The 21925-nt window shown below is 73.4% G+C and carries 19 protein-coding genes; 10 read left to right on the top strand and 9 right to left on the bottom strand.

The annotated features are described in order from the left end of the window. Positions 1–46: 46 nt before the first annotated feature. On the bottom strand, positions 47–517 hold the full coding sequence (locus tag ACFRKB_RS28530; protein ID WP_365974546.1) for a hypothetical protein: 471 nt from the start codon (positions 515–517) through the stop codon (positions 47–49). A 203-nt stretch (positions 518–720) separates the two neighbouring features. On the opposite strand from ACFRKB_RS28530, the gene ACFRKB_RS28525 reads away from it, so the two are divergent. Then, entirely contained in the window at positions 721–2682 is a 1962-nt protein-coding gene (locus tag ACFRKB_RS28525) for a caspase family protein (protein ID WP_383109389.1), read from the top strand. A 33-nt stretch (positions 2683–2715) separates the two neighbouring features. Here the strand turns inward: ACFRKB_RS28525 and ACFRKB_RS28520 are convergent, their stop codons facing one another. The 3 genes from ACFRKB_RS28520 to ACFRKB_RS28510 are packed head-to-tail and all read right to left on the bottom strand — an operon-like array spanning position 2716 to position 8495. Beyond that, positions 2716–7098, bottom strand: coding sequence for a CHAT domain-containing protein (locus tag ACFRKB_RS28520; protein ID WP_383109388.1), 4383 nt, complete (start codon positions 7096–7098; stop codon positions 2716–2718). Positions 7099–7108: 10 nt separating this feature from the next. After that, on the bottom strand, positions 7109–7774 hold the full coding sequence (locus ACFRKB_RS28515) for an RES family NAD+ phosphorylase (protein WP_383109387.1): 666 nt from the start codon (positions 7772–7774) through the stop codon (positions 7109–7111). Between the two features lie 4 nt (positions 7775–7778). Next, a complete protein-coding gene (locus ACFRKB_RS28510; protein ID WP_383109386.1) occupies positions 7779–8495 on the bottom strand; it encodes a hypothetical protein in 717 nt (238 codons plus the stop codon). Positions 8496–8888: 393 nt separating this feature from the next. On the opposite strand from ACFRKB_RS28510, the gene ACFRKB_RS28505 reads away from it, so the two are divergent. From ACFRKB_RS28505 to ACFRKB_RS28495, 3 genes are all read left to right on the top strand, one after another. Further along, positions 8889–11132, top strand: coding sequence for a peptidoglycan recognition protein family protein (locus ACFRKB_RS28505; protein WP_383109426.1), 2244 nt, complete (start codon positions 8889–8891; stop codon positions 11130–11132). A 199-nt stretch (positions 11133–11331) separates the two neighbouring features. Continuing rightward, positions 11332–11883: a SigE family RNA polymerase sigma factor gene (locus tag ACFRKB_RS28500; protein WP_383109384.1), complete on the top strand. Its 552-nt coding sequence runs from the start codon at positions 11332–11334 to the stop codon at positions 11881–11883. Positions 11884–11957: 74 nt separating this feature from the next. Further along, positions 11958–13265: a hypothetical protein gene (locus tag ACFRKB_RS28495; protein WP_383109383.1), complete on the top strand. Its 1308-nt coding sequence runs from the start codon at positions 11958–11960 to the stop codon at positions 13263–13265. Between the two features lie 58 nt (positions 13266–13323). Here ACFRKB_RS28495 and ACFRKB_RS28490 read toward each other — a convergent pair whose 3' ends face one another. Then, on the bottom strand, positions 13324–15042 hold the full coding sequence (locus ACFRKB_RS28490; protein ID WP_383109382.1) for a bifunctional 3'-5' exonuclease/DNA polymerase: 1719 nt from the start codon (positions 15040–15042) through the stop codon (positions 13324–13326). Between the two features lie 132 nt (positions 15043–15174). On the opposite strand from ACFRKB_RS28490, the gene ACFRKB_RS28485 reads away from it, so the two are divergent. Together ACFRKB_RS28485 and ACFRKB_RS28480 are read left to right on the top strand one after the other, a co-directional pair. Next, entirely contained in the window at positions 15175–16089 is a 915-nt protein-coding gene (locus ACFRKB_RS28485) for an NADP-dependent oxidoreductase (RefSeq protein WP_383109380.1), read from the top strand. 162 nt (positions 16090–16251) lie between these two features. Then, positions 16252–16746 carry an ATP-binding protein gene (locus tag ACFRKB_RS28480; protein ID WP_383109379.1) on the top strand — a complete coding sequence of 165 codons (495 nt, stop codon included), beginning with the start codon at positions 16252–16254 and terminating at the stop codon, positions 16744–16746. A 16-nt stretch (positions 16747–16762) separates the two neighbouring features. On the opposite strand, the gene ACFRKB_RS28475 is transcribed toward ACFRKB_RS28480, so the two are convergent. After that, complete coding sequence (locus tag ACFRKB_RS28475) at positions 16763–17323, bottom strand: sugar O-acetyltransferase (RefSeq protein WP_383109378.1); 561 nt, start codon at positions 17321–17323, stop codon at positions 16763–16765. A 206-nt stretch (positions 17324–17529) separates the two neighbouring features. Between ACFRKB_RS28475 and ACFRKB_RS28470 the strand changes: the two genes are divergently transcribed. After that, positions 17530–18789 carry a DUF2786 domain-containing protein gene (locus ACFRKB_RS28470; RefSeq protein WP_383109376.1) on the top strand — a complete coding sequence of 420 codons (1260 nt, stop codon included), beginning with the start codon at positions 17530–17532 and terminating at the stop codon, positions 18787–18789. 81 nt (positions 18790–18870) lie between these two features. On the opposite strand, the gene ACFRKB_RS28465 is transcribed toward ACFRKB_RS28470, so the two are convergent. Genes ACFRKB_RS28465 through rpmB form a run of 3 tightly spaced genes read right to left on the bottom strand, consistent with a single transcriptional unit; the run spans position 18871 to position 19967 of the window. After that, positions 18871–19386 carry a hypothetical protein gene (locus tag ACFRKB_RS28465; protein ID WP_383109425.1) on the bottom strand — a complete coding sequence of 172 codons (516 nt, stop codon included), beginning with the start codon at positions 19384–19386 and terminating at the stop codon, positions 18871–18873. Between the two features lie 39 nt (positions 19387–19425). Next, positions 19426–19731 carry a 30S ribosomal protein S14 gene (gene rpsN / locus ACFRKB_RS28460; protein WP_383109375.1) on the bottom strand — a complete coding sequence of 102 codons (306 nt, stop codon included), beginning with the start codon at positions 19729–19731 and terminating at the stop codon, positions 19426–19428. Continuing rightward, entirely contained in the window at positions 19731–19967 is a 237-nt protein-coding gene (gene rpmB / locus ACFRKB_RS28455) for a 50S ribosomal protein L28 (RefSeq protein WP_383109424.1), read from the bottom strand. Before rpmB ends, rpsN begins: the two co-directional genes overlap by 1 nt. Positions 19968–20019: 52 nt before the next feature. Here rpmB and rpmG point away from each other — a divergent pair, with 52 nt between their 5' ends. From rpmG to ACFRKB_RS28440, 3 genes are all read left to right on the top strand, one after another. Beyond that, positions 20020–20184, top strand: a complete 165-nt coding sequence (gene rpmG, locus ACFRKB_RS28450) for a 50S ribosomal protein L33 (RefSeq protein WP_365974532.1) — start codon at positions 20020–20022, stop codon at positions 20182–20184. 69 nt (positions 20185–20253) lie between these two features. Further along, positions 20254–20511 (top strand): type B 50S ribosomal protein L31, encoded by a 258-nt coding sequence (locus ACFRKB_RS28445; protein WP_383109374.1) that lies wholly within the window; start codon positions 20254–20256, stop codon positions 20509–20511. Beyond that, positions 20511–21689 carry a CobW family GTP-binding protein gene (locus ACFRKB_RS28440; RefSeq protein WP_383109372.1) on the top strand — a complete coding sequence of 393 codons (1179 nt, stop codon included), beginning with the start codon at positions 20511–20513 and terminating at the stop codon, positions 21687–21689. The genes ACFRKB_RS28445 and ACFRKB_RS28440 overlap by 1 nt, the downstream gene beginning before the upstream one ends. The last annotated feature ends 236 nt before the right edge of the window (positions 21690–21925 follow it).

Raw genomic sequence — 21925 nt, 5'->3', positions numbered from 1 at the left:
TCTGTGGCTCTGGGGTTGTCGCGGCCGGTGGGGGCGGCTACGGGTGTTACGGGCGTACGACCGAGCCGTCGTCCAGGACCGGCAGCACCGTCCCGCCGGCATAGACCTCGACGTACTCGTAGGCCCCGGACCGCACCAGCATCCGGGCCGCCGCGAAGGGTTCCGGCATCGGATCGCCCGGGGCGAAGTGGTCGATGATCGTGTGGAAGAGGCTCAGCCGGTGGTCCACGAAGGGCGGCCCGAGCCGGCACACGGCCACGAAGCCCACCGGGACGTCGCCGTACGACGTGGCGTACTGCTCGCGGATCCAGCCGGACAGCTCCCGTACCGCCGCCTCGTTCAGCCCGGCGTCCAACCGCTGTACGGAGTCCAGCAGTTCGCGCGTACGGTCCCGGTAGAGGTCTCGCGAGAGGGCCGGGGGGCCCGCCGGCGGTGCCGACGCGGTGCTCCTGCCCGGTGCGGCGCCCGGCCCGGCGGCGGGGCGTACCACCCGGCGCGGCCCTTCGATGAATCCCATGGATCCCCCTAGATCCCCCGTGCGTCCTGCGTCCGTCCGGCACGGCCTGAACCGTGCGGGCTCAGAACAATAGCGACGGCGCCTCCATACTGCTAAGTGCCTGGCGGCTCCGACAGCGGACAACCGAAGTACGCCCGGTAAGCGCCCAGTTCATGACCCGTGCGCGTACGTCACGCCCGCGCACGCCCTGACAGACTTCCCCCATGGGGACTGCCTTCGTACTTCTGGTGGGGATCAATGACTATGCGGCCTTGTCGCCGGCCTCCGGCCGGCAGCTGACGTCGCTGAACGGCTGCGTCAATGACATCCGGGCCGCGCGGGGCTGGATGGAGGGGCGGCTCGACGGGCCGCCGCCGCGGATCCTCGAACTGACCGACGGCCAGGCGACGGTGGCCGCCGTCACCGACGCCCTCCGTACCCATCTGGGTCAGGCCCGCCCCGGGGACACCGCGCTGTTCTGGTACGCGGGCCACGGCACCGAGTTCCCCGCGACCGAGCGCGCTCATCTCTACGTCGAGCCGACCGGCTACTGCCAGGCCCTGGTCTGCGCCGACGGCATCCTGATCGACAAGGATCTCGGCGCGCTCCTCGACGGGGTCGCCTCCGGCGGCGCGCATACCGTCGCCGTCCTCGACTCCTGCTTCTCCGGCGGCGCCACCCGGCTGCCCGGTGACCTCGTCAAGCGCGCGCTGCCGCACGACCCGTCGTGGCCGGCGTACGGGGACCCGGGCCTCCGGGCGGCCGGTCCCCGGGCCCGTGACGTCCCGGCGCCCGCCGAGGCGGCGCGGCATGTGCTGCTGGCGGCGTGCCGCGTCAACCAGTCGTCGTACGAGGACGGTCACGGCGCGGGACGGCACGGGCTCTTCACCCGCGCCCTGCTCGGCGCCCTGCGCGACATGGGACCGGGCGCCACCTACCGGCAGGTGCTGGCCGCGGCCGGCTCGCGGGTGCAGTCCGCGACCGAGCACCAGAACCCCGTGCTGTACCCGGCCGATCCCGGGGGCATCGCCGACCTGGCGGTCCTCGGCGGCGCGGCGGACCGCCCGCTCAGCCCGCATCTGCTGCTGCACGGCCCGGACGGCTGGCAGGTCGACTGCGGCAGCGCGCACGGGCTGTCGGGCGGCCGGGAGGGTGTGGAGACCGGCGGACGTACGGAGTTCGGCGTCGTCGAAGCGGACCGCGAGGGGGACGTCGTACGCGTACGGGCCGTCGAGCCCCTGCGCGCGCTGGTCACCCCCGTGGGGTGGACGCCGGATCCGGTACGGATCTATCCCGTCGCGGTCTCCGCGCTCGCCCTGCCGCCCACCTCGGTCGTGGTCGAGGGCGGCGACCGCGCGCTGCTCGACGCCCTCGACGCGGCGCCGCTGCTGCGCGTCGCGGACGGCGGCCTCAAGACCGACGGGCCAGGTCACGGGCCAGGTTACGGCCCAGGTCACGGCCAGGTCTTCAAGGTCGTGGTCGGGGACGACGGACGGGCCCGTGTGCTGCGCCGGGACGGGACCGAGGCGACCGCCCCGCTCCCCGCCCACCGGGTGCCGGACTGCCTGGTCCATCTCACCCGCTGGCACCAGCTGCGGGATCTCGCCAACCCGGCGTCGCCGCTCGCCTCGCTGGTGGACGTCGACGTGTCCGTCTGGAACGGCGAGCGGATTCTGCCGGACGGCCACGGCGAGATCCGCTGCGCCTACGCCGGCGGGCGCGAGCCGCTGGTCTCCGTACGGATCCACAACCGCTCCCACGACCGCACGCTCTGGTGCGTCCTCCTCGATCTCACCGACAGCTACGCCAGCCACGCGGAGCTGTTTCCCGGCCACTTCATCGGCCCGGGGCGCACCGGTTACGCCCTCGGCAACGCGCCCGTACAGCTCTCCCTGCCCGGGTCCCGCAAGGCCGAGCCCGGGGCGTACGTCCGCGACTGGCTCAAACTGATCGTGGCCGAGGGGGAGTTCAGCACCGTTCCGTTCCGGCTCGCGCCATGGAGCGCGGACGCTCCGCCCGCCGCGCGCGGCACCGGCGAGGACCACGTCCTGCGCTTCACCCGCCCGCCGCGCGCGGGCCGCGACGCGGGACCCGGGCCGGGTGGCGCCGGTGCGGCGGGCGGCGGCGGCGCGCCCGGCCAGTGGCACGCCCTCACGATCCCCCTGCGGACGGTGGTACCGGAGTGATGCCCGGCCGGCGGCCGGACCTGTGGCGGACAGTCAGCGCCCCAGGTGGGTGAAGCCGGCCCACGCGGTGAGGTCGTCCGGGGTGAGGGACCCGGCGCGCAGCGCCAGCGCGTCGGGCATGGCGGGCGGCAGTTCGCGCGCGGGGTCGAGCATCCACAACTGGGCGCGGCGCAGGGCGGCACCGGGGGACAGGTTCCCGGCGCGCAGGTAGTGGTGGGTCATGAACATGAGCAGTGAGGTCGCGTCGTCCGGCACCGGCCAGAGCGAGCCCACCACCGACCGGGCCCCGGCCACGAGGAAGGCCGTGGCCAGGCTGTACGCCTCGTTGTGACCGCGCCCCGAGACATGGCTGCGGCAGGCCGCCAGCACGACGAGCTCCAGCTCGCCCCGCCCGGCGCCGGCGGCGGCCTCGGTCAGCTCCTCGGCGGCCAGCTCGCCGCCGTACAGGGAGAGATACGCGCTGTGCCGCCGGTTCGCCGCGACCGTTCCGTGGCAGGCCAGATGGAGTACGCCACCGGTGTTCGCGGGGTCGCGCAGCCAGGCCGTCACCTCGCCGGGGGTGGCCAGGCCGCGCCCGAGGAAACGCCCGGCCGGGTAGAAGGCGTGCCGTACGGCGTCGGCCTCCTCGCCCGCGTACCGCAGGTCCCCGGTCGGGTTGCCGACGACCAGGGCGGCGCCCCTGTGCGGGACCGCGGGCCGCCCCGCGACCTCGCAGAACAGCCGCGCGGAGGCCGCGTACGAGATCCCGGCCGCCTCGACCGCGTAACGCCGGCCGCCCGCCGCGAGGGATTCCCAGGCGGCGTGCCAGGGGATCACGCCCAGCGTGCCCATGGGGACGAGGACGAAGGTGGGCGGGGGTTCGCCGGGCGCCTCGCCCACGCCCAGCCCTTCCAGAAGCGGCTTCATCGCGGCGTACCACGCCCAGCCGCAGAGCCGGTCGAGCTGTTTGCGCGGGGTCCGTGCGGCCGTCGCGTCTCCGCCGTGCGGGTCGCCTCCGTACGGGCCTTCGCCGTCCGGCACCGGGCCCATGTCACGGGCGGCCAGGGGCGCCGCGTCGTAGGCGCGCAGCGGCGCCGCGTCCTCGCGGAGCAGGGGCAGCGGGAGCGAGCCCACCCGCCCGGCCGAGGTGACGACGACGGCCGCGCCGGGGCGCGCCTCGTAACCGGGGACGAGATAGACCAGATAGTCGGCGTGCACGGCGGTGAGCGCCTCGCCGATCAGGGCGGGCGACGGCGGTTCGAGGAGCAGGTCCTGCGGCCGGCCCGTCTCGTCGGGACCGGTGAGTACGGCCAGCACGCGCCGGCGCAGCTCGCTGGGCACCGCGGCCTGCGCCGCCTCGGCCGACGGGCCGGAAGGACCGTTGTCCGGCGAGGAGTCGGGACCGCTTCCGGGCCGCGGCAGCGGTCCCGCACCCGCACCCGGAAGCGGTCCGGCACCCGCCCCCGGCGACACGTCCGTGCCGCCCGCCGCCCGCCACTCGTCGGCCAGGTCCGTCCGCCCGGCGGCGGTCAGCCGCTCGGGGACGGACCGGGAGGTGGTCGCCGTGTGCAGGACCAGCCCGCGACAGGAGTCCAGCGCCTGGACCGCCTCGTCGGGGACGTTGTCCTCCAGACACCACGAGGCCACTTCGAGGGCCGCCCGCGTGGCGTTCGCCGCGACCTCGGCGGCGTGCGAGGTGCCGGACTGGAGCAGCGCGGCCCAGGTCCAGCCGCGCAGCGCCTTGAGTCCGGTGCGCCGGCCGGTGCGCCGGTCGTCCCGGCCGGGGGCGGCGCGCAGCCTGTACGCACGGCCGAGGGTGAGCCCCAGCGTCCCGTACAGCCGGTGCTCGGGTCCGCCGGTCCGGGCCGCCGCGCGCTCCAGCCAGTCGATGCCGTTGTCGAGATCACGGCGGTCGCGTCCGGCGTGGGCGAGCGCGCAGAGGGAGGTGCCGACGACGTTCGCGTACCGCAGCCAGTCGTCGCTGTCCTCGTCGACGAGCGCGAGCGCCTCCTCCACCAGCGCGAGGGACTCCCGTACGCCCTGCGCGTCGCCCCGCGCGCCCGCGCGCACGCTGCGCGCGATGCCGTTGTCGCCGAGCACCCAGGCGTGGTGGTCGCGCGGCAGCTTGGCGGCCAGCCGCCGTAGTTCGGCCGTGCTGGGCCGGCCGGGCGGCGGAGGAACCGGCGGTGCGCCGAGCCGGTCCGCGAGCTGGTCGCGCTGCGAGTGGACGTTCTCCAGCAGCGTCCACACCTCGATGCGCGAGGGGTCCTCGGGGTCCATCTCCGCGTGGAGCGCCGCCAGCTTGGCGCGCCCCCGGTCCACACCGGCCAGATCGCCGCTGAGCGCCGCCCGGTTCGCCGCGAACCCCGCCTGCTGGCCGTCCATGACGCGGCGCATGTACGGGGTGATGGAGGGGCTGTCCCGCAGCTGTTCCCAGGCGGCCCAGGCGGAGTCCAGGTCGTCCACGGCGCCGCGCAGCTGGCCGCGCTGGTTCGTGGCGAACGAGCGCAGGAGGCTGAAGCTGTCGTCGAGAGCGCGTTGGCTGTCGCTCGGTCCGGATCCGTTCCCGCCGTCCGTTTCACCGGACGTGCCACCGGCCTCCTGGGATTCGCTCAGGGAAGTGCGGGCCCGGTCGAGGTCGGCGATGGCCTCGTCCAGTCCGGTGCCCGCGCCGGCCAGCTCGTCATGGAGCCGGACATACCCGGCGGCCCCGTGCACCGTGCTCTGCCAGCCGGCGTTCTCCGGTCTCCTCGCCCGGGCGGCCTCGAAGAGGGCGGTCTTCTGCTCCTCGGTGATGTGGTTGCCGTGCGGGTCGAGCATCGGCACCATGCTGAGGAGATAGCCGGCGTGGACCCCGTACTCCTCGCTCTCCGGATCCAGGGAGCGCCACCGCTCGTAGAAGTGATCGAAGGTACGGCTGAGCCGGTCGGTGCTCGCCACGTCGTTGGCCATGGCGCCGTACGCGTCGTCGTCGAAGTCGAGGAAGCTCCGGCCGTGGGCGAAGTCCGCCATCATCTCGCGGACCGCTTTCCGGCCCTCGTCGAGCACCCCGTCGGGGTCGTCCACCGGCCCGGACGGGGTGCCGGGCGCCGCCTGGGTCCGCGCCCAGGCGAGCATCAGCTTCGCCATGCGCCGCAGCCCCGGGTCCGCCTCCGCCTCCTCGACCGCGAGGACGCGCCGCGCGCAGTCCTCGACGTCCGCGAGCCGCGCCGGGTCCTGGTCCCCCTGGAAGCGCGCCTGTTGCAGGGACGCGAGCAGCATCGCACCGGGCACCGGGTCGCCGTCCCGCGCGGGCCGCCACTCCCGTACGGCCCGTCCGAGCAGGGGAATGGCCCGGTCGCGGGCGGTGTCGTCGTCCTGTTCCGCGGCGTGGTCGTAGAGCAGCCTGCCGAACGCGTCCGCGAAGACCGGCGAGAGCCGCTCCTCGGCGCCCGGTTCGGCGAGCAGGGCGTGCAGTTCGGCGACGGCGGGTGCCAACTGCTCCCGTTCCTGCCAGTTGAAGCGCAGGACGGCACGGACGAAGACGCTTCTGGCCCGCGCCTCCCAGGCCCACCAGGGCTCTTCCGCGTCTGTCGCGCCCTGGCGCTCTCGACGCCGCTCCCGTGCTTCGGCGAGCGCGCGGACGAACTCCTTCCGGGCCTCGCTCAGTTGGTCACGGTCGGCGGCGGCCCGGCCGCCCATCAGCAGGCTGGTCGCGAGCCCGTACCGGAGCAGCGGGACGTCGGCGCCGGGCGCGGCCCCGGCGAGGGCGGTCCGGTAGTGCTCCACCGACGCGCCGAAGTCGCCCTGCTCGAAGGTGAGATCGCCCAGCGATCCGGACAGCTCGGTGGCCTCCTCGGAACCGGCCGCGTGGTCGCCCAGCGCGTCCCGCTGCCGGCGCACGGCCGCCGCGAGGAGGTCCGCGCGGCCGGGGTCGTCCCGCGGGGCGCCGCGGTACCGGGCGGCGGAGGTACGGGCGAGCAGGAGGCGGGCCAGCGGTGCGTTCCCGGCGGCGAACGGTGAGGTGCCGGGCAGGCCCGCGAGGCCGGCGGTCAGCTGCTCCTCCGCCCGGTGGAGGAGCGCGGGGGCGGGCTCCTGGTCGTACTGGCACAGCAGCACCTGGCCGTACAGCACCTGCCAGGCGTACCAGATCTCCTCGGCCTCTTCGCCGTCCCGGTCCTGGTTCCGGTCCTGGTTCCGGTCCTGTGCCGCGCGTCCCGCGAGTGCCGCGCGTGCCGAGAACGCGCGCGGCAGCGCGTCGGCGGCCCGGCTCAGATCGTCCTCCCGGCCCTGCCGCAGACGCAGATGGAAGCTCCACTCCCCGGCCCACCCCCACATGTAGGGGAGTTCGGGGTCGTCGTCCCGTGTCCGGGCGGCCATCGCGAGCAACTCGTCCCGGGAGGCACGCAGTTCGTCGTCGGACAGCTGAGAGACGTCGGGAAACTCGTCCTCGGACAAGAAGGTGCTCCTACGGTGCGATCTGCGCGAGATACGGCGCGAGTACGGAGTTGAGCCAGCGTTCGCCCTCGGGCGTCGCGAAGTCGACGGGCGGCTCGTCCGTCTCCTCGACGATCTCCGTGAGACCCCGGTCCAGACATCGGTCCTGGAAGAGGATCACCGCGTGCGCGGCGGGCTCGCGCTTCGACGGCCAGACGAAACCCTGGGCCCAGGGGGCGGTCCGGCCCCGGATCCAGTGCCCCCAGTGCCGGGTGTACGCGTACTCGCCGGGCTCGGACTGGACCAGCCACGCGTCCTGCGCGACGGAGGCGAGATCCGCCCCGGACACCAGCGACACCACGTCCACATCGGCGGTCAGCCGCAGGAACGACAGCCGCTTGCCCCGCACGGAAGCGCGCGGCAGCAGCCGGATCCCGCCGCCCGGGGTGAACGGGACGGACCGCAGCAGCGACTCGCAGACGGCGGCGGGCGCGGTACGCCCGGCGTAGAGAAAGGGATAGTCGTCGCAGCGCGTCGCGTCGAACCGGCCCCCGTCGTAGAGGCAGTCGGACGGTACGGGGTTGAACGCGGTGCCCGGACGTTTCGACGCGTGGACCCGGAAGAGCGGCGTACCGGCGGGCAGAGCCACCTTCGTGGGAGTGCCCGGGAGGGCGGCGGGCGGACGGCTGTTCGGCACGGAGTTACTCCCCCTCCACCAAGTAGCGTGCGGTACCGGTGAGCTGACCGTCCTGGCCGCCGCCGAGCAGTTCCGCGGGGGCGACGCCGAGATAGCCGTTCGCCGACAGCCACCAGTCGGCCGCGCCCCAGGGATCGCGCGCGGCGTCCAGCAGCCCGTTCACCGTTACGACGACCGGCCAGGGGGTGGCGGCGTCGCTGAACTGGAAGGAAGGGATCCGGTCCACCCCCCGCGCGCCGGACGCCGGCCCGCCGGATTCACCGCGCAGCCGGATCAGCCCGGGGGTGCGCGCGTGCGCCTCGGCGGCCCAGTCGTCCAGCATCGGATACGAGAGCAGGCGTTCCCGTACAGGGCCGAGCAGCGGGCCGACCATGGGGTTGTCGTCCAGCAGGAGGAAGGCGAGGTCGGCGGCGGTGAAACCGGCGTACGTCTCCTCCTCCGTGACCGTCCCGGCCAGGCGTCCCGAGTGGGCGGCGACGAGCCGTTCGGCCTCGGCGGGAGGCAGCAGGGCGAGGACGAAGCGCGCGGTCTCGCCCGCCGCGGCCGTACGGCCGGGGGCATGGCGCTCCATGGACCGCAGCGAACGCAGCGCGGACGACAGCCCGTTCAGGATCCCGGCCGCGTCTTCCGCGCCGGCCGTGCCTTCCGTACCCCGTCGCAGGTAGGGGCCGAGCCGGCCCCAGTCGGCGGCCACCGCCGCCAGCACACGATACGGATTCACCCGCGCCCCCTCCCCGTGGTGAGCGGCCGCCCGACCACATCCGTTACCGGGGCGTCTGCGGCATGCCCGAAAGGATCGCACTGCCGGGCACGCCGCTTCAACCGCATCCCCCACCCCCATTGAACCGACGCCGCTGGTCGCTTCCCGGTCGCGAACCGGGCGACTGCTGGAGGCGGTGGGTCGGCGGCGCCGGGCGTCCCACGGGCAAAAGGTTGTACGAAAAGGCCGGGAGATCGCATTTTTTTCCCGCGCCGACCTGTGGTGAGATAGCGCGCTCGCGCATTCTTCCGTGCTGCGTACAAGAGGGGGAGGTACGGCGTGACCTCACGTCGGATCTGGATCACGTCCGGCATCACCGCCGTCGGTGTCTCGGGTGTACTCGTCTTCCAGGGCATGACCGGGGGTCTCGGGTTTCCCGGGTCCTCGGACGCGTCCGGGGACGGCAAGCCGTCGGCGCCGCCGCGTACGGACGTACGGGCGGCGGAGCTGCGGACCCAGGACGACGGCCGTGGCGCCGCGCTTCCGCGGCAGGACACCGACCGGTTCAGCATGCTGGGTGTCACCTGGAGCGATCCGAAGGCACGCGTGTCCGGCAAGGTCGAGGCACGTACCCGCGCCGTGGGGTCCGGGACGTGGTCCCGCTGGCTGGTGCTCGACGGTGACAGCGGCCAGGGCGAGAGCGCGGCCGAGCGCGGCGGCACCGAGCCCGCGTGGGTGGGGCCCTCCGACGGTGTCGAGGTACGGGTCACCAGCGGCGGGAACACCTCGTCGCGGCTGCCCGCCGGCCTCAGCCTGGCCATGATCGACACGGATGGCGGCGGCGACGGCGGCAAGGACCTGGCGATGGCGCCCATGGCCTTCGCCGCGGACGATCCCGTCACCCCGGCGCCGGGCGAGCCCACGGACGGCCCCCTTCCGAGCGACGGCCCGAGCACCGCTCCTACGGACGGTACGGACCCCACGGACCCGCCCGCCCCGAGCCAGAGCCCGAGCGACGTGCCCTCGACCCCGCCGCCCTCGTCGGAGCCGCCGGGCACCACACCGCCCTCGACGCCCCCGGCGTCGTCCCCCGCGCCGACCCCGACGGCCAGCATCCCCACCGCGCCGCCGTCGACCGCGCCGCGCCCGCCGATCACCTCACGGGCCGGCTGGGGAGCCGACGAGTCGATCAGCCCCGAGGAGCCCGGCTATCTGCCGGACGGCCGGATCAAGGCGGTCGTGGTGCACCACACCGCCGAGAGCAACACCTACACCTGCGCCCAGGCCCCGGCCGTGGTGCGCGGCGTGTACACGTACCACGTGAAGCAGTTGGGCTGGAAGGACATCGGCTACAACTTCCTGGTCGACAAGTGCGGCACGGTCTACGAGGGCCGCAAGGGCGGCGTCGACCGGCCCGTGATGGGCGCGCACGCCTACGGCTTCAACTCCGAGACGACCGGTATCTCCGTCCTCGGTACGTACACCGACGCCGCGCCGTCGCAGGCCGCCATGGTCTCGGTCGCCCGGATCGCCGCCTGGAAGCTCGGCCAGTACGGGGTCAGCCCGTCCGGCACCGCCACGCTCACCGCCGGTGACAGCGGACGCAGCTACTTCGGCAAGACCTGGGCCAAGGGCGCGCAGATGTCCTTCCCGGCCATCCACGGACACCGCGACGGCTACAACACGCAGTGCCCCGGCGACGCCTTCTACGGCAAGCTCGCCACCATCCGGACCTGGGCCGCGGGTCCCCCCACCGCGCCGGCCGTCACCTCCGTCACCGGCGCCGGCCTCGTGGGATCGACGTACTACACCAAGGCCGCCGTCACCGTGAACTGGTCGACGACCACGCCCTCCGAGCTGATCACCAAGAACGAACTGCTGGTCGACGGCAAGGTGGCCGCGAGCGTCTCCGGCGCCACGACCTCGGCGAAGGCCACGCTCGCGGTGGGCACCCACAAGGTCTCCGTCCGCACCGTCCATCAGTCCGGCAAGACCGCCACCAGCGCGGCGGCGACGGTCGTCGCGGAGACCACCGCACCGACCTTCACCACGAAGCCCGCGCTCGCCCTGCGCGCCGGCGTGGTCGACACCGCCGCCGTTCCGGTCACCCTGAGCTGGAAGGCGGCCGACAGCGCGGCGCTCAAGGAAGTCCGGCTGACGGCCCCGGTCGCCAAGACGTACGGACCGACCACCACGAGCGCGTCGCACACCGCCAAGTCGGGCGTGGCCACGACCTGGTCGATGACCGCGTACGACCAGGCGGGCAACACCGGCGCCGCGTCGGTGGCCGGTACGCCGATGATCGTCCAGGAGAGCTCGGCGACCAAGTCCGGCACCTGGACCACCAAGTCGTCCACCAGCTACCTGGGCGGCAAGTCCTACTCCAGCTCGGCCAAGAACGCCTCGCTCAGCTGGACCTTCACCGGCCGCTCGGTGGCCTGGGTGGTCTCCCGCGCGTCGACCTCCGGACAGGCGTACGTCTACCTCGACGGAACGAAGGTGGCGACCGTCGACCTCAAGTCGTCCACCACCAAGTACCGGGACGCGATCTTCACCAAGACCTGGTCATCCAGTGCCAAGCACACGATCAAGATCGTCGTGGTCGGCACCAGCGGCCGCCCGACCCTCACCACCGACGGCATCGTCTACCTCAAGTAACGCGTAACAAGCGACACGTGGCATCACCCAGCATCCCGGCCGGCGCCGTTCGCCGGCCGGGATGCTTTTTTCTCCGCTTCTTGTCCTCCGCTTCTTTTCTCCGCGTCGGGTGAAACATTTCCGCCGGTCCACCGCGTCAGTGGAGTGAAGGGCGGGGCGGGGAGCCGGGCGCCACGGGGACACGGGGGATCGGGGGACCATGAGGCGCACGGGGTGGATGGGGCGTACGGGCGGTGAGCGGGCGGGAACCTCCCGGGCCGACGACTTCAGGGAGTTCGCGGCCGGCCGTACGAACCAGCTCTTCCGCTCCGCCTCCCTGCTGACCGGCGGCGACACCCATCTCGCCGAGGATCTGGTGCAGGAGACGCTCGGCCGGATGTACGCGTTGTGGGGGCGCGTCGACCGGATCGACAACCCGGCCGGGTACGCGCAGACCGTCCTCGTCCGTACCTTCCTCACACAGCGGCGGCGCGGCTCGGCGACCGAACGGCCCCTCGGGGAACTCCCCGAGCCGGGTCCGGCCCCCGGCTACGACCCCGACCTGCGGATCGCGCTGCTCGACGCGCTCGGGCGGCTGTCGGCCAAGGACCGCGCGGTGGTGGTGCTGCGGTACTGGGAGGACCGCAGCGTCGAGGAGACCGCCGACGCCATGCATGTCAGCTCCGCCGCCGTACGCACCAGATCGGTGCGTGCGCTCGCGAAGCTACGGGAGCAACTGGGCGGGAGATTCGCCGAGTTCGCCGACCGCTGAGCGCCCGCCCCACGGGGCTCGGCTCCGATTCATCCTGATTCTGTCCGGTACCTGAGCAAGGAGTGGGGCCGACCATGCCCTCTGAGAAGCCATTCGAAGTGCCCTTCGAGGAAGGACTCGGCGAGGTGCTGCGCCGCACCGGCGAGACCTTCGCCCCCCGGGACCGGGCCGCCCTGGTGAACGCCGGGCTGGCCAGGGGCCGCCGCCGGGTGGCCCGGCGGCGCGCCGCGACGGTGACGGGCAGTGTGCTCGCGCTGGCCGCCGTGGGGATGGGCGGCGCGTACGGAGGCGGACTGCTGGGCGGCGGGCCGGGAGGGGGGCAGGTCGGCGAGACATCGGCGGCCCCGCCGGACCCCACTCCCACCGCCACCCCCACGGCCACCCCCACCCCCACCCCCACCCCCACCCCCACCGGACCGGCACCGGCCGCCGACGCGGAACTCATCGCGATTCTCACCCGGCTGCTGCCCGGCGGAGAGCTGAAGAATCCGACGACGAACGGGTCCGACACCCCGGGCTACCGGAGCGTGCGCGGGGTCTTCGACGACGGGAAGGGCGACGCCGAGATCTCGGTCGGTCTCACCCGCGCCGACGACACCGACGCGGACCAGCAGGTGACCTGTCCCGACAAGGTCTTCGTCGCGTACGACGACTGCGCCGAGACCGAACTGGCCGACGGGTCCCGGCTCATGGTCTTCCAGGGGTACGAGTACCCGGACCGCCGCGTGGACACCAAGAACTGGCGGGCCGTCCTGCTGACGTCCGACGGCTTCCTGGTCGACGCGAGCGAGTACAACGCCCCGGCCGAGAAGGGAGCCGCGATCTCCCGCCCCGATCCGCCGCTGAACCCCGCGCAGTTGAAGGCGCTGGTCACCTCGGACGAGTGGCGCGCGCCACTGAACGAGCTGCCCACGCCACCGTCCGCGCGGCCGCCTGTCGGCGCACCGGAGACCTCGGCCGACCCGGACGGCGTGAACACCCGCAAGACGCTGGTCTCACTGCTCCCCGCCGGGCTGAAGGTGACCGACGAGGGCGGCCAGGAGGGGTTCGGTTATCTGGTGGTGGACGACGGCAAGGGCCTGAGCTATGTCCAGGTCAATGTGCAGCCCGGTATGTCGGATGACGCGGGGGAACTGTTCTCCGGCGCGACCGCCCTGCCGGACGGCACGCTGCTCAAGACCACGAAGAAGGCGGGCGAGAAGGGGGTCGGCGGCATCACGATGTGGACCGCCGACACCCTCAGGCCCGACGGGCTGCGCGTCGTCATCTCCGCCTTCAACGCGGCCGACCAGGTCTCCCAGGCCACCCGCGAGAACCCCGCGCTCACCATGAAGCAGCTCACCGCGATCGCGACCAGCCAGAAGTGGCTGACGCGGCCGTAGCCGGCAGGCCCTGGACGCGTAAGCCCGAGGCCGTGACGGCGAGGCCCGCACCGCGCCCCTACGTGGCGTCGGAGTACCGCTCCACCGTCGCCGTCGTGAACGGAAACCGCACCGGCGTCTCCCCGAAGGCGATCCGCCCGGCCAGCTCCCCGGCCGCGCGGATCGCCTCGGCCACCTCCCCGGCCTCCTTCTCCGGGCAGTGCACGATCACCTCGTCGTGCTGGAAGAAGACCAGCTCCGCCCGCATCCCGGCGGTCGCCCGCCGCAGCGCGGCCAGCATCAGCAGGGCCCAGTCGGCCGCACTGCCCTGGACGACGAAGTTACGGGTGAAGCGCCCGCGCGCCCGGCCGTTCGACGACGCGTAGCCCGGGGTGAACTCGCCGCCGGACGAGGGGGATCCGTCCCCTTCCGTCCCCGGCGCCGGGGATATCTCCTGCGGGATCCCGGCCTCGCCGTCGTCCTCCTCGGACCCGGCCGCCCGCGGACTCGTCCGCCCCAGCCAGGTCCGTACGAGCCTGCCCTCCTCGCCCGCCCGCGCCGCGTCGTCCACATACGCCACGGCCAGCGGGAACCTCCGGCGCAGGGCCGCCAGGTTCTTCAGCCCGTCACCGGACGTCTGGCCGTAGATCGCCCCCAGCAGCGCCAGCTTCGCGTGGGCGCGGTCGCCCGAGAACGCCCGTGCGGAGAGGGCCGTATAGAGATCGCCGTCATGCCCGGCCACCTCCATCAGCCCCGGGTCGCGGGAGATCGCGGCCAGTACCCGCGGCTCCATCTGGTCGGCGTCCGCGACCACCAGCCGCCAGCCCTCGTCGGCGACGACAGCCCGCCGGATGACCTTGGGGATCTGGAGCGCCCCGCCACCATTGGTCGTCCACCGGCCCGAGACCGTACCGCCCGGCAGGTACTCGGGTCTGAACCGGCCGTCCCGTACCCAGTCCTGGAGCCAGCTCCAGCCGTGCGCCGTCCAGATCCGGTACAGCTTCTTGTACTCGATCAGCGGCTCCACCGCCGGATGGCCGATCTCCGCCAGCTCCCAGCGCCGGGTGGACTTCAGCTTGATGCCGGCCTGCCCGAAGGCCCGCACCACATCCGCCGGCAGATCCGGCCGCACCCGCCGGCCGAACGCCGCCGACACCTCGTCCGCCAGCTCGGCCAGCCGCCGGGGCTCGCCCCCGCCCGCGTACCGCTCGCCGAGCAGATCCCCCAGCACCTCGCGGTGCACATCCGCGCGCCAGGGCAGTCCCGCGCGGTGCATCTCGGCGGCCACCAGCATCCCCGCCGACTCGGACGCGGTCAGCAGCCGCATCCGTCCCGGGTGCTCGGCGGCCGTATGGCGGCGCTGCTGCTCCGCGTACACATCGAGCAGCCCCTCGAACGGCACCTCCGCGCCCGTGTGCGGCTCGAACAGTGAGGACTGCGACCCCGGCTCCGCCGACCGGGGCGGCGGGTCGGGCGGCACCGGCCCGTTCCGCAGCCTGGCCCAGGCCGCCGCGGCCGACCGTGGCTCCCCGAGCCGCCCCTCGTGGCCGAGCAGCAGCAGCTCGGCGGCCTCGATGTCATAGCACCGCTCGACCCGCACCCCCGCCGCGAGCAGCCGCGGATACACCTCGGCCGTGGAGCGCCACACCCAGCGCCCGACCTCCGGCAGCCGCGTCCTGACCGCCGCGACGAGATCGGGCTCCCGCACGACGGGCCCGGCCGGACGGCCGTCCGCGCCCAGCGGAACGAGCAGCGCGCCGCCGCCGTCCGCCGGGGCCAGCGCCCATCGTTCGGTCATACCGCCGAGTCTCGCAGGAGGGTCTGACAACGACGGGTGGATCCGTCCGGCAGGCGAGCCGGGGCCGACAACGGGAGGATCGACTCCGGAGCCAGGACCCCGCCCCACCGTCATCACCGTATGGAGGCTGAGATGCAAGCGATCGTTTTCGAGGAGTTCGGCGGCCCGGACGTCCTGCACGTCAAGGACATCACCGAGCCGCACGCGGGCCCCGGTGAGTTCCGGGTGGCCGTGAAGGCGGCGGGCGTCAACCCGTTGGACTACAAGATCCGCCACGGATGGATGGAACAGGCCTTCGCCACCCCGCTGCCCGCCGTGCCCGGTCTGGAGATCGCCGGGGTCGTGGACGAGGTGGGCGCGGGCGTCACGGACGTCGCGGTCGGCGATGACGTGCTGGGGTGGTCCGCCACCGGTGCCTACGCGCAGTACGCCCTGGCCGAGACGGCGGTACCCAAACCCGCCTCGCTGGGGTGGGCCGAGGCCGCGGCGATCCCGGTCGCGGGGGAGACCGCCGCGCGGGTGCTCGACCAACTGGAGCTGCGCGACGGCGAGACCCTGCTGCTGCACGGGGCGGCGGGAGCCGTCGGGTCGCTGGCCGCCCAGCTCGCGACGGCCCGTGGCGCGATCGTGATCGGCACGGCGTCCCCGGCCAACCACGAGTACGTGCGCTCGCTGGGCGCCATCCCCGTGACCTACGGCGACGGGCTGGTCGAACGCGTCCGCTCGGTCGCGCCGCAGGGCGTGGACGCGGTCTTCGACGCGGCGGGCAAGGGGGCTCTCCCCGACTCGATCGAGCTGCGGGGCGGGACGACCGACCGGATCGTCACCATCGCCGACCCGGCCGCCGCCGAGCTCGGCGTGGCCTTCTCGTCCGGCGGCACGGCGCCCGAGCGGAAGCGCGCCGGCCTCGCGGAGAACGTCCGCCTGGCGGCGGAGGGCGCGTTGCGGCTGCGGATCGCGCGTACGTTCCCGCTTGCGGAAGCCGCACAGGCGCAGCAGACGAGCGAGGACGGTCACGCGACCGGGAAGCTCGTCATCACGCCCTGAAATGTCATGTCCTGAAGGGCGGGACACGCACCGCTCGGCCGGAACGGTCGGTACGGCCTCGTATGGGTGATGTGGCATGGCGGCACTCCTCTCGGGCAACATAGGTTGCTTTCGGTGACCTACTGATGTCCGAGAGTAACGATGCTCACTGACAGTGGACTTGTGCACGACGTCTACGACCAGGGCCCGCCCTGGCAGCCCCTCACGAGGATCCCGCTCCCGCACAGGCCGGAGGCGGCTCCCAAGGCCCGCCGTCACGCCCGTGAGGTCCTCGCGCTGCGCCGGGTGGACAGTGAGCTGATCGCCACCGTCGAGCTCGCGGTCAGTGAACTCGTCACCAACGCCGTACGGCACGGCATCTGCCTCTGCGGCTGCACCCGCGGCCCGGTCTCGCTCACCCTGCTGCGCACAGGGGGCCGCCTCCGGGTCGAGGTCGCCGATCCGTCCCGTACGCCCCCGAGGTGGCCCACGGGGATCGGGTCGGTCGACGCGGAGGCGGAGGAGGGCCGGGGGCTGCTGCTGGTCACCGCCCTGGCGGCGGACTGGGGCGACCAGGCCGGTGCCACGCGGGGAAAGGTGGTCTGGTGCGAGTTCGCCCCCGCCGTCCCCACCACCCCCGCCCCGCGCGCCGCCACCCCGGCCGCCCCCGCGAGATAGCGGCGGCGCTTCCGGCTCAGCCCTCCAGCTCGCGGATCACCCGGGCCGGATTGCCCACCGCCAGCACACCCGCCGGAAGGTCCTTCGTCACCACCGACCCCGCACCGACCACCGTGTTCTCGCCGATCGTCACTCCCGGGCAGACGATCACGCCGCCGCCCAGCCAGACGTTGTCACCGATCGTCACCGGTGAGGCCCGCTCCCAGCCCGCGCGGCGCCGTTCCGTGCCGAGTTCATGGGTCGGGGTGAGGAGTTGGACGTTCGGCCCTATCTGGACGTCCGATCCGACGGTGATCGGCGCCGCGTCGAGGAAGACCGCGTTGAAGTTGATGAACGTACGGGCGCCGATACTGATGTACGTCCCGTAGTCGCACTGGAAGGGCGGCCGGATACGGACATCCTCCCCCACCGAACCGAGCAGCTCCGCAAGGATCTTGGCGCGATCGGCCGCCGCGGCGCCGCCGTTCGCGTTGTACGCCGCGCACAGCGCGAAGCGCCGTTCAGTCTCCGCGCCCAGCTCCTCGTCGTCGGGGAGGTACCACTCCCCGGCCAGCATGCGCCGCTTGTTCTCGCCCATGAATGCCCCATGCCCTCTCTGTGACGTCATCGGTCGGAGGCGTCCACGGTAGTGCGCCGTGCGAAATGGCCAGGAGATATCCACAGCCTGTGGACAACAAATCCCGCATGCGGACCTGCGAGCGGGACCTGCGACCATCGGAACGCGGCAAGGAGCAGTCCCGAGGAGGCACCCCGCATGATCATGGAGCACACCGAGGCCGCGGCATGACCGACAAGGACACCGCCGGCGCGGCGGCCCGTACCGTCGAGCGCGCCCTCGCGGCCGTACTCTCCGCGCGGGCCACGGACGGTGGGGGCGCCGACGGCATCGACACCGGCGCCTCCCTCCTCGCCGCGGATCCGGCGGCCGACGCGGAACTGCGGCGGCGCGGCGAGCAGTTCGTACGGCTGGCCTGGGAGCGCGGCTGGCAGCCCGCCGATGTCGTACGGCTCGTACGCCGCGACCTCGACGGCCCGCACCTGCGGCTGCTCGCCGAGCTCATAGCGGCCGAGGCGCGGCGCTACGAGTCGCTGCCGCCGCGCTGGGCCGCGCAGCTCGCGGACCTCGACGCGGAGCGGGAGGCGCGTCCCCACCGGGCCGACCGCTTCTCGTACGCCACCTCCGTACTGGAGTTGTATCGGCTGCTCGTCCGGCTGCCCGCGATCGAACCGGTCGGTCCTGTGCCCGGTACGCCCGTCCATCTGACCGCCCCCGCGGACGGCGAGCCGCGCATGCTCACCCGGATCCGGGCCCTGCTCGCCAAGGCGGAGGCGACCGGATATCCGCAGGAGGCGGAGGCGCTCACCGCCAAGGCGCAGGAACTGATGGCGCGGCACAGCATCGACGAGGCGCTGCTCGCCGACCGTACCCACCGCGGCGATGTGCCCGGCGCCTGCCGGATCGGCGTGGACGCCCCGTACGAGACGGCGAAGGCGATCCTGCTCGACGCCGTGGCCTCCGCGAACCGCTGCCGCGCCGTCTGGAACAGCGCGTACGGCTTCTCCACGGTCGTCGGCTTCGAGCCGGACCTGGAGGCGGTCGAGCTGCTCCATACCTCGCTGCTGGTCCAGGGCACGGCCGCGATGACCCGCGCCGAGGCCGCCCAGCGCGCGGCCGGACGCAAGCGGACGAAGACATTCCGGCAGTCGTTCCTGCTGGCGTACGCGCACCGCATCGGCGAACGCCTGGCCCAGGCCACGGAACAGGCCACGGCGGAGCAGGTGACGGCGGAGCGGGGGACCGCAACGCGGCTGGCCGAAGAGGGCGTTGGCGGGCTGCTGCCCGTACTGGCCGCCCGCGAGGTGGCGGTGGCCGGCCATACGGACCGGATGTTCCCCGAGACGGTGGCCACGCGCGTGCGCGGGGCGACGGACGCCGACGGCTGGACCCACGGCACCTCCGCCGCGGACGCGGCGCGGGTGCCGGGCGGACCGGGCGCGGCCGACGGGACGGACCGGCGCGGCCGTATCCGCCCCGCCCGCTGACCCGAGGCCGGCCGGCCGGTCGGCCGGCCAGCTGGTCAATGGGTCAGCGGGTCAGCGGGTCAGTCGGTCAGCACGACGACATCACGACGTCGGCAGGTCCGTCGGCAGCTCGCTCGGCAGTCCGTCCGGCAGCTTGCCGTCCGCGGCCTTCGCCAGCGTGTCCTTCACGCCCTTGCCCCAGGAGATCACCAGGGTCTTGCCGTCGTTCGACTCGATCGTCCCCATGGTGCGGTCGGTGTTGCCGTCGGCGCACTTGAGGGAGAACATCGGCTCGCCCATGTCCTCCACCGCGCCCTGGCAGACATGCTGGTCCGCGACGAGCGCGACCTTGCCGGACTTGACCGACAGGGCGACGGTCTTGCCGTCGCTCAGCCCGGCCCACGTGCCCTCGACGCTCGCCGCGTCCGCGCCGGAGTCGGACTCCGGGGTCAGACCGGTGCCCGCGCCGCCGGCCCCGCTCGATGCCGTGGTGCCGCCCTCGTCCTTGCCCTCGTCCTTGGCCGGACCGCCGCTGTCACCGCCGCAGCCCGTGAGCGCGAGCGCGAGCGCCGCGACGAGCCCGGCCACGGCCGTACTGGTCCGTACGAGTTTCTGCACGTTCAAGTCCCCCCTCGGGTCTGTCCGGACCGCGCAAAACTACCAGGAGGACTTACGCACCCCCGGAAGGAATCCGGCGTGCGCCTGCTCGCGCATCCGCACCCTGGACAGGCCGAACTTCCTGAGATGGCCGCGTGGCCGGCCGTCCACGCTGTCCCGGTTCCGCACCCGCGTGGCGCTCGCGTCGCGCGGCTGACGTCGCAATTCCTCCCGTGCGGCCAGCCGTTGCCCTTCGGGCGTGCCGGGGCGCCGGATGATCTCCTTCAACTCCGCGCGGCGCACGGCGTACCGCTCCACGACCTCCTTGCGCCGCTCATTGCGGACGACCTTGCTCTTCTTCGCCATCAGACGTTCACCCCCCGGGCACGGATCCGGGCGACGGCGGCCTCGATGCCGATGGAGTCGATGGTCTTGATCGCCTTCGCGCTGAGGGTGAGCCGGACGTGCCTGCCCTCGCTCGGCAGCCAGTAGCGCTTGCGCTGGATGTTGGGGTCGAAGCGGCGGGAGGTGCGCCGGTGCGAGTGCGAGATCTGGTTGCCGAAGCCGGGCTTGGCCCCGGTCAGCTGGCAGTGCGCGGACAAGGTCACACATCCTTCTCTTTGGAAATGGAAACCATTTCCATATACTAGCCCCATGGCACGCAACGAACTGCGCCCGGTCATCAAGCTCCGCTCCACCGCGGGGACCGGCTACACGTACGTCACCCGCAAGAACCGCCGGAACAACCCCGACCGCCTGACGCTGCGCAAGTACGACCCGCTCGTCCGCCGGCACACCGACTTCCGCGAAGAACGCTGACCGGCGGCGAGCGATACGGCAGCGAGCAATACCGGCAGCGAGTAATAGAGAGAGAACGAAGAGGCCGACATGAAGCCCGGAATCCACCCCGCGTACCAGCCCGTCGTCTTCCGCGACAAGGCCGCCGGCTACGCCTTCCTCACCCGCTCGACCGCGACCGCCGAGAGGACGGTCGTCTGGGAGGACGGCCGCACCTACCCCGTCATCGATGTCGAGATCTCCTCGGCGAGCCACCCCTTCTATACGGGTACCGCGCGCGTCCTCGACACCGCCGGCCGCGTGGAGCGCTTCGAGCGCCGCTACGGCCGCCGCCCCGGGGCCCGTTAGTGGAACGCTTCGACAGCGGACGCGTCGACAACAGGCTTCCCGTCGCGATCGTCTGCGGGCTGCACTCCGACGCCCGCAAGGCGGCCGTACGACGTCTTCTCGCCACCGTGCCGGGCAGCGTCGCGCTCCACCACGATCTGTCGACGGCCACGCGCGGCACCGTCGTACGCACTGTCCACGACGCCACCGGACTGGTCTCCACGGGCGAGACGCCGCTGGTCGACGACTGTGCCTGCTGCGCTCTGCGGGAGGATCTCGTACCCGAGCTGGAACGGCTCGCGGACGGCGGCCCGACCCGGCTCGCGATCGTCGAGCTGTGGGACTCGGTGGAGCCCCGGGCCATGGCCGAGGTCATCGCGACGCACGGCGAGCGGCTGGTCGTCAGCTCCGTGCTGACCGCCGTCGACCCGGCGCTGCTGCTGCCGTACCTCGGCAACGGCGACGATCTGGCCGACGCCGGGCTCGCGGCCGCCGCCTCCGACCGGCGGACGATCGCCGACACCTGGGCGCGACAGCTGGAGTACGCGCCGGTGCTCGCCGTCGTGGACAGCCCGCTCGCGGACGACGAGGACCACGCGCTGCTCGCCCAACTGCACCCGACGGCACGGCGGATACGCATCGACGGCGAGGGCGCGCCGGCCGGGGAACTGGCCGCCGTCGCGCTCGGCGGATTCGATGTCGAGGCCGCCGCGGCCCGTCAGCACCCGGCCTGTGCGCTGCTGCCGCAGGAGGCGGACGAGTGCGGGGTCGGTACGTACGTCTGGCACCGCGCGCGCCCCTTCCACCCGGAGCGGCTCTATCAGGCGCTGGAGGATCTGACCTGCGCCGCCGCCCGCAGCCGCGGCCGGTTCTGGCTCGCCGACCGCCCCGACACCCTGCTGCACTGGGACGCGGCCGGCGGCGCGCTCTGCGTGGAGAGCGTGGGGCCCTGGCTGGCGGCGCTGCCCGACGCCGCCTGGGAGACGGTCCCGCCGCCGCGCCGGGCCGCCGCCGCGCTGGACTGGCATCCCCTGCACGGCGACCGCTGCCAGCATCTGGTCTTCACCTCGCCCGGCCTCGACCGGGAGGGCATCGAACAGCTGCTGGACTCCTGTCTGCTGACCGATGCCGAGTACACCGCGGGCCGCGCCGCCTGGAAGCGCCTTCCGCCCGCCTTCGACAGCCTCCTGGAGGTCTGATGCCCACCCGCCTGCCCACCCGCCGCGGGGACCGCGAGCCGTCCGCGCCCCGCCCCGGTCCGCCCACGCCGCGCTGACCGGTGGACGGCGCCGTCCACCTGCCGTACGGAGGCTCCCCGCGCTCGGACAGCGCGGGGAGTCTTCCTGTCTCCGCGGGGTACACGAAGACCACCCGGCCCGGCGAGGGATCCTGAAGGCGCTGAAACGCGTCTCTATGGAGAGGGCGGGGGATCGGG

It is taken from the genome of Streptomyces scopuliridis, assembly GCF_042790125.1.
In the GTDB taxonomy this organism is placed as follows: domain Bacteria; phylum Actinomycetota; class Actinomycetes; order Streptomycetales; family Streptomycetaceae; genus Streptomyces; species Streptomyces scopuliridis_A.
The sequence above is the reverse complement of the archived record's forward strand: the minus strand, read 5'-3'. Positions and strand labels throughout refer to the sequence as shown.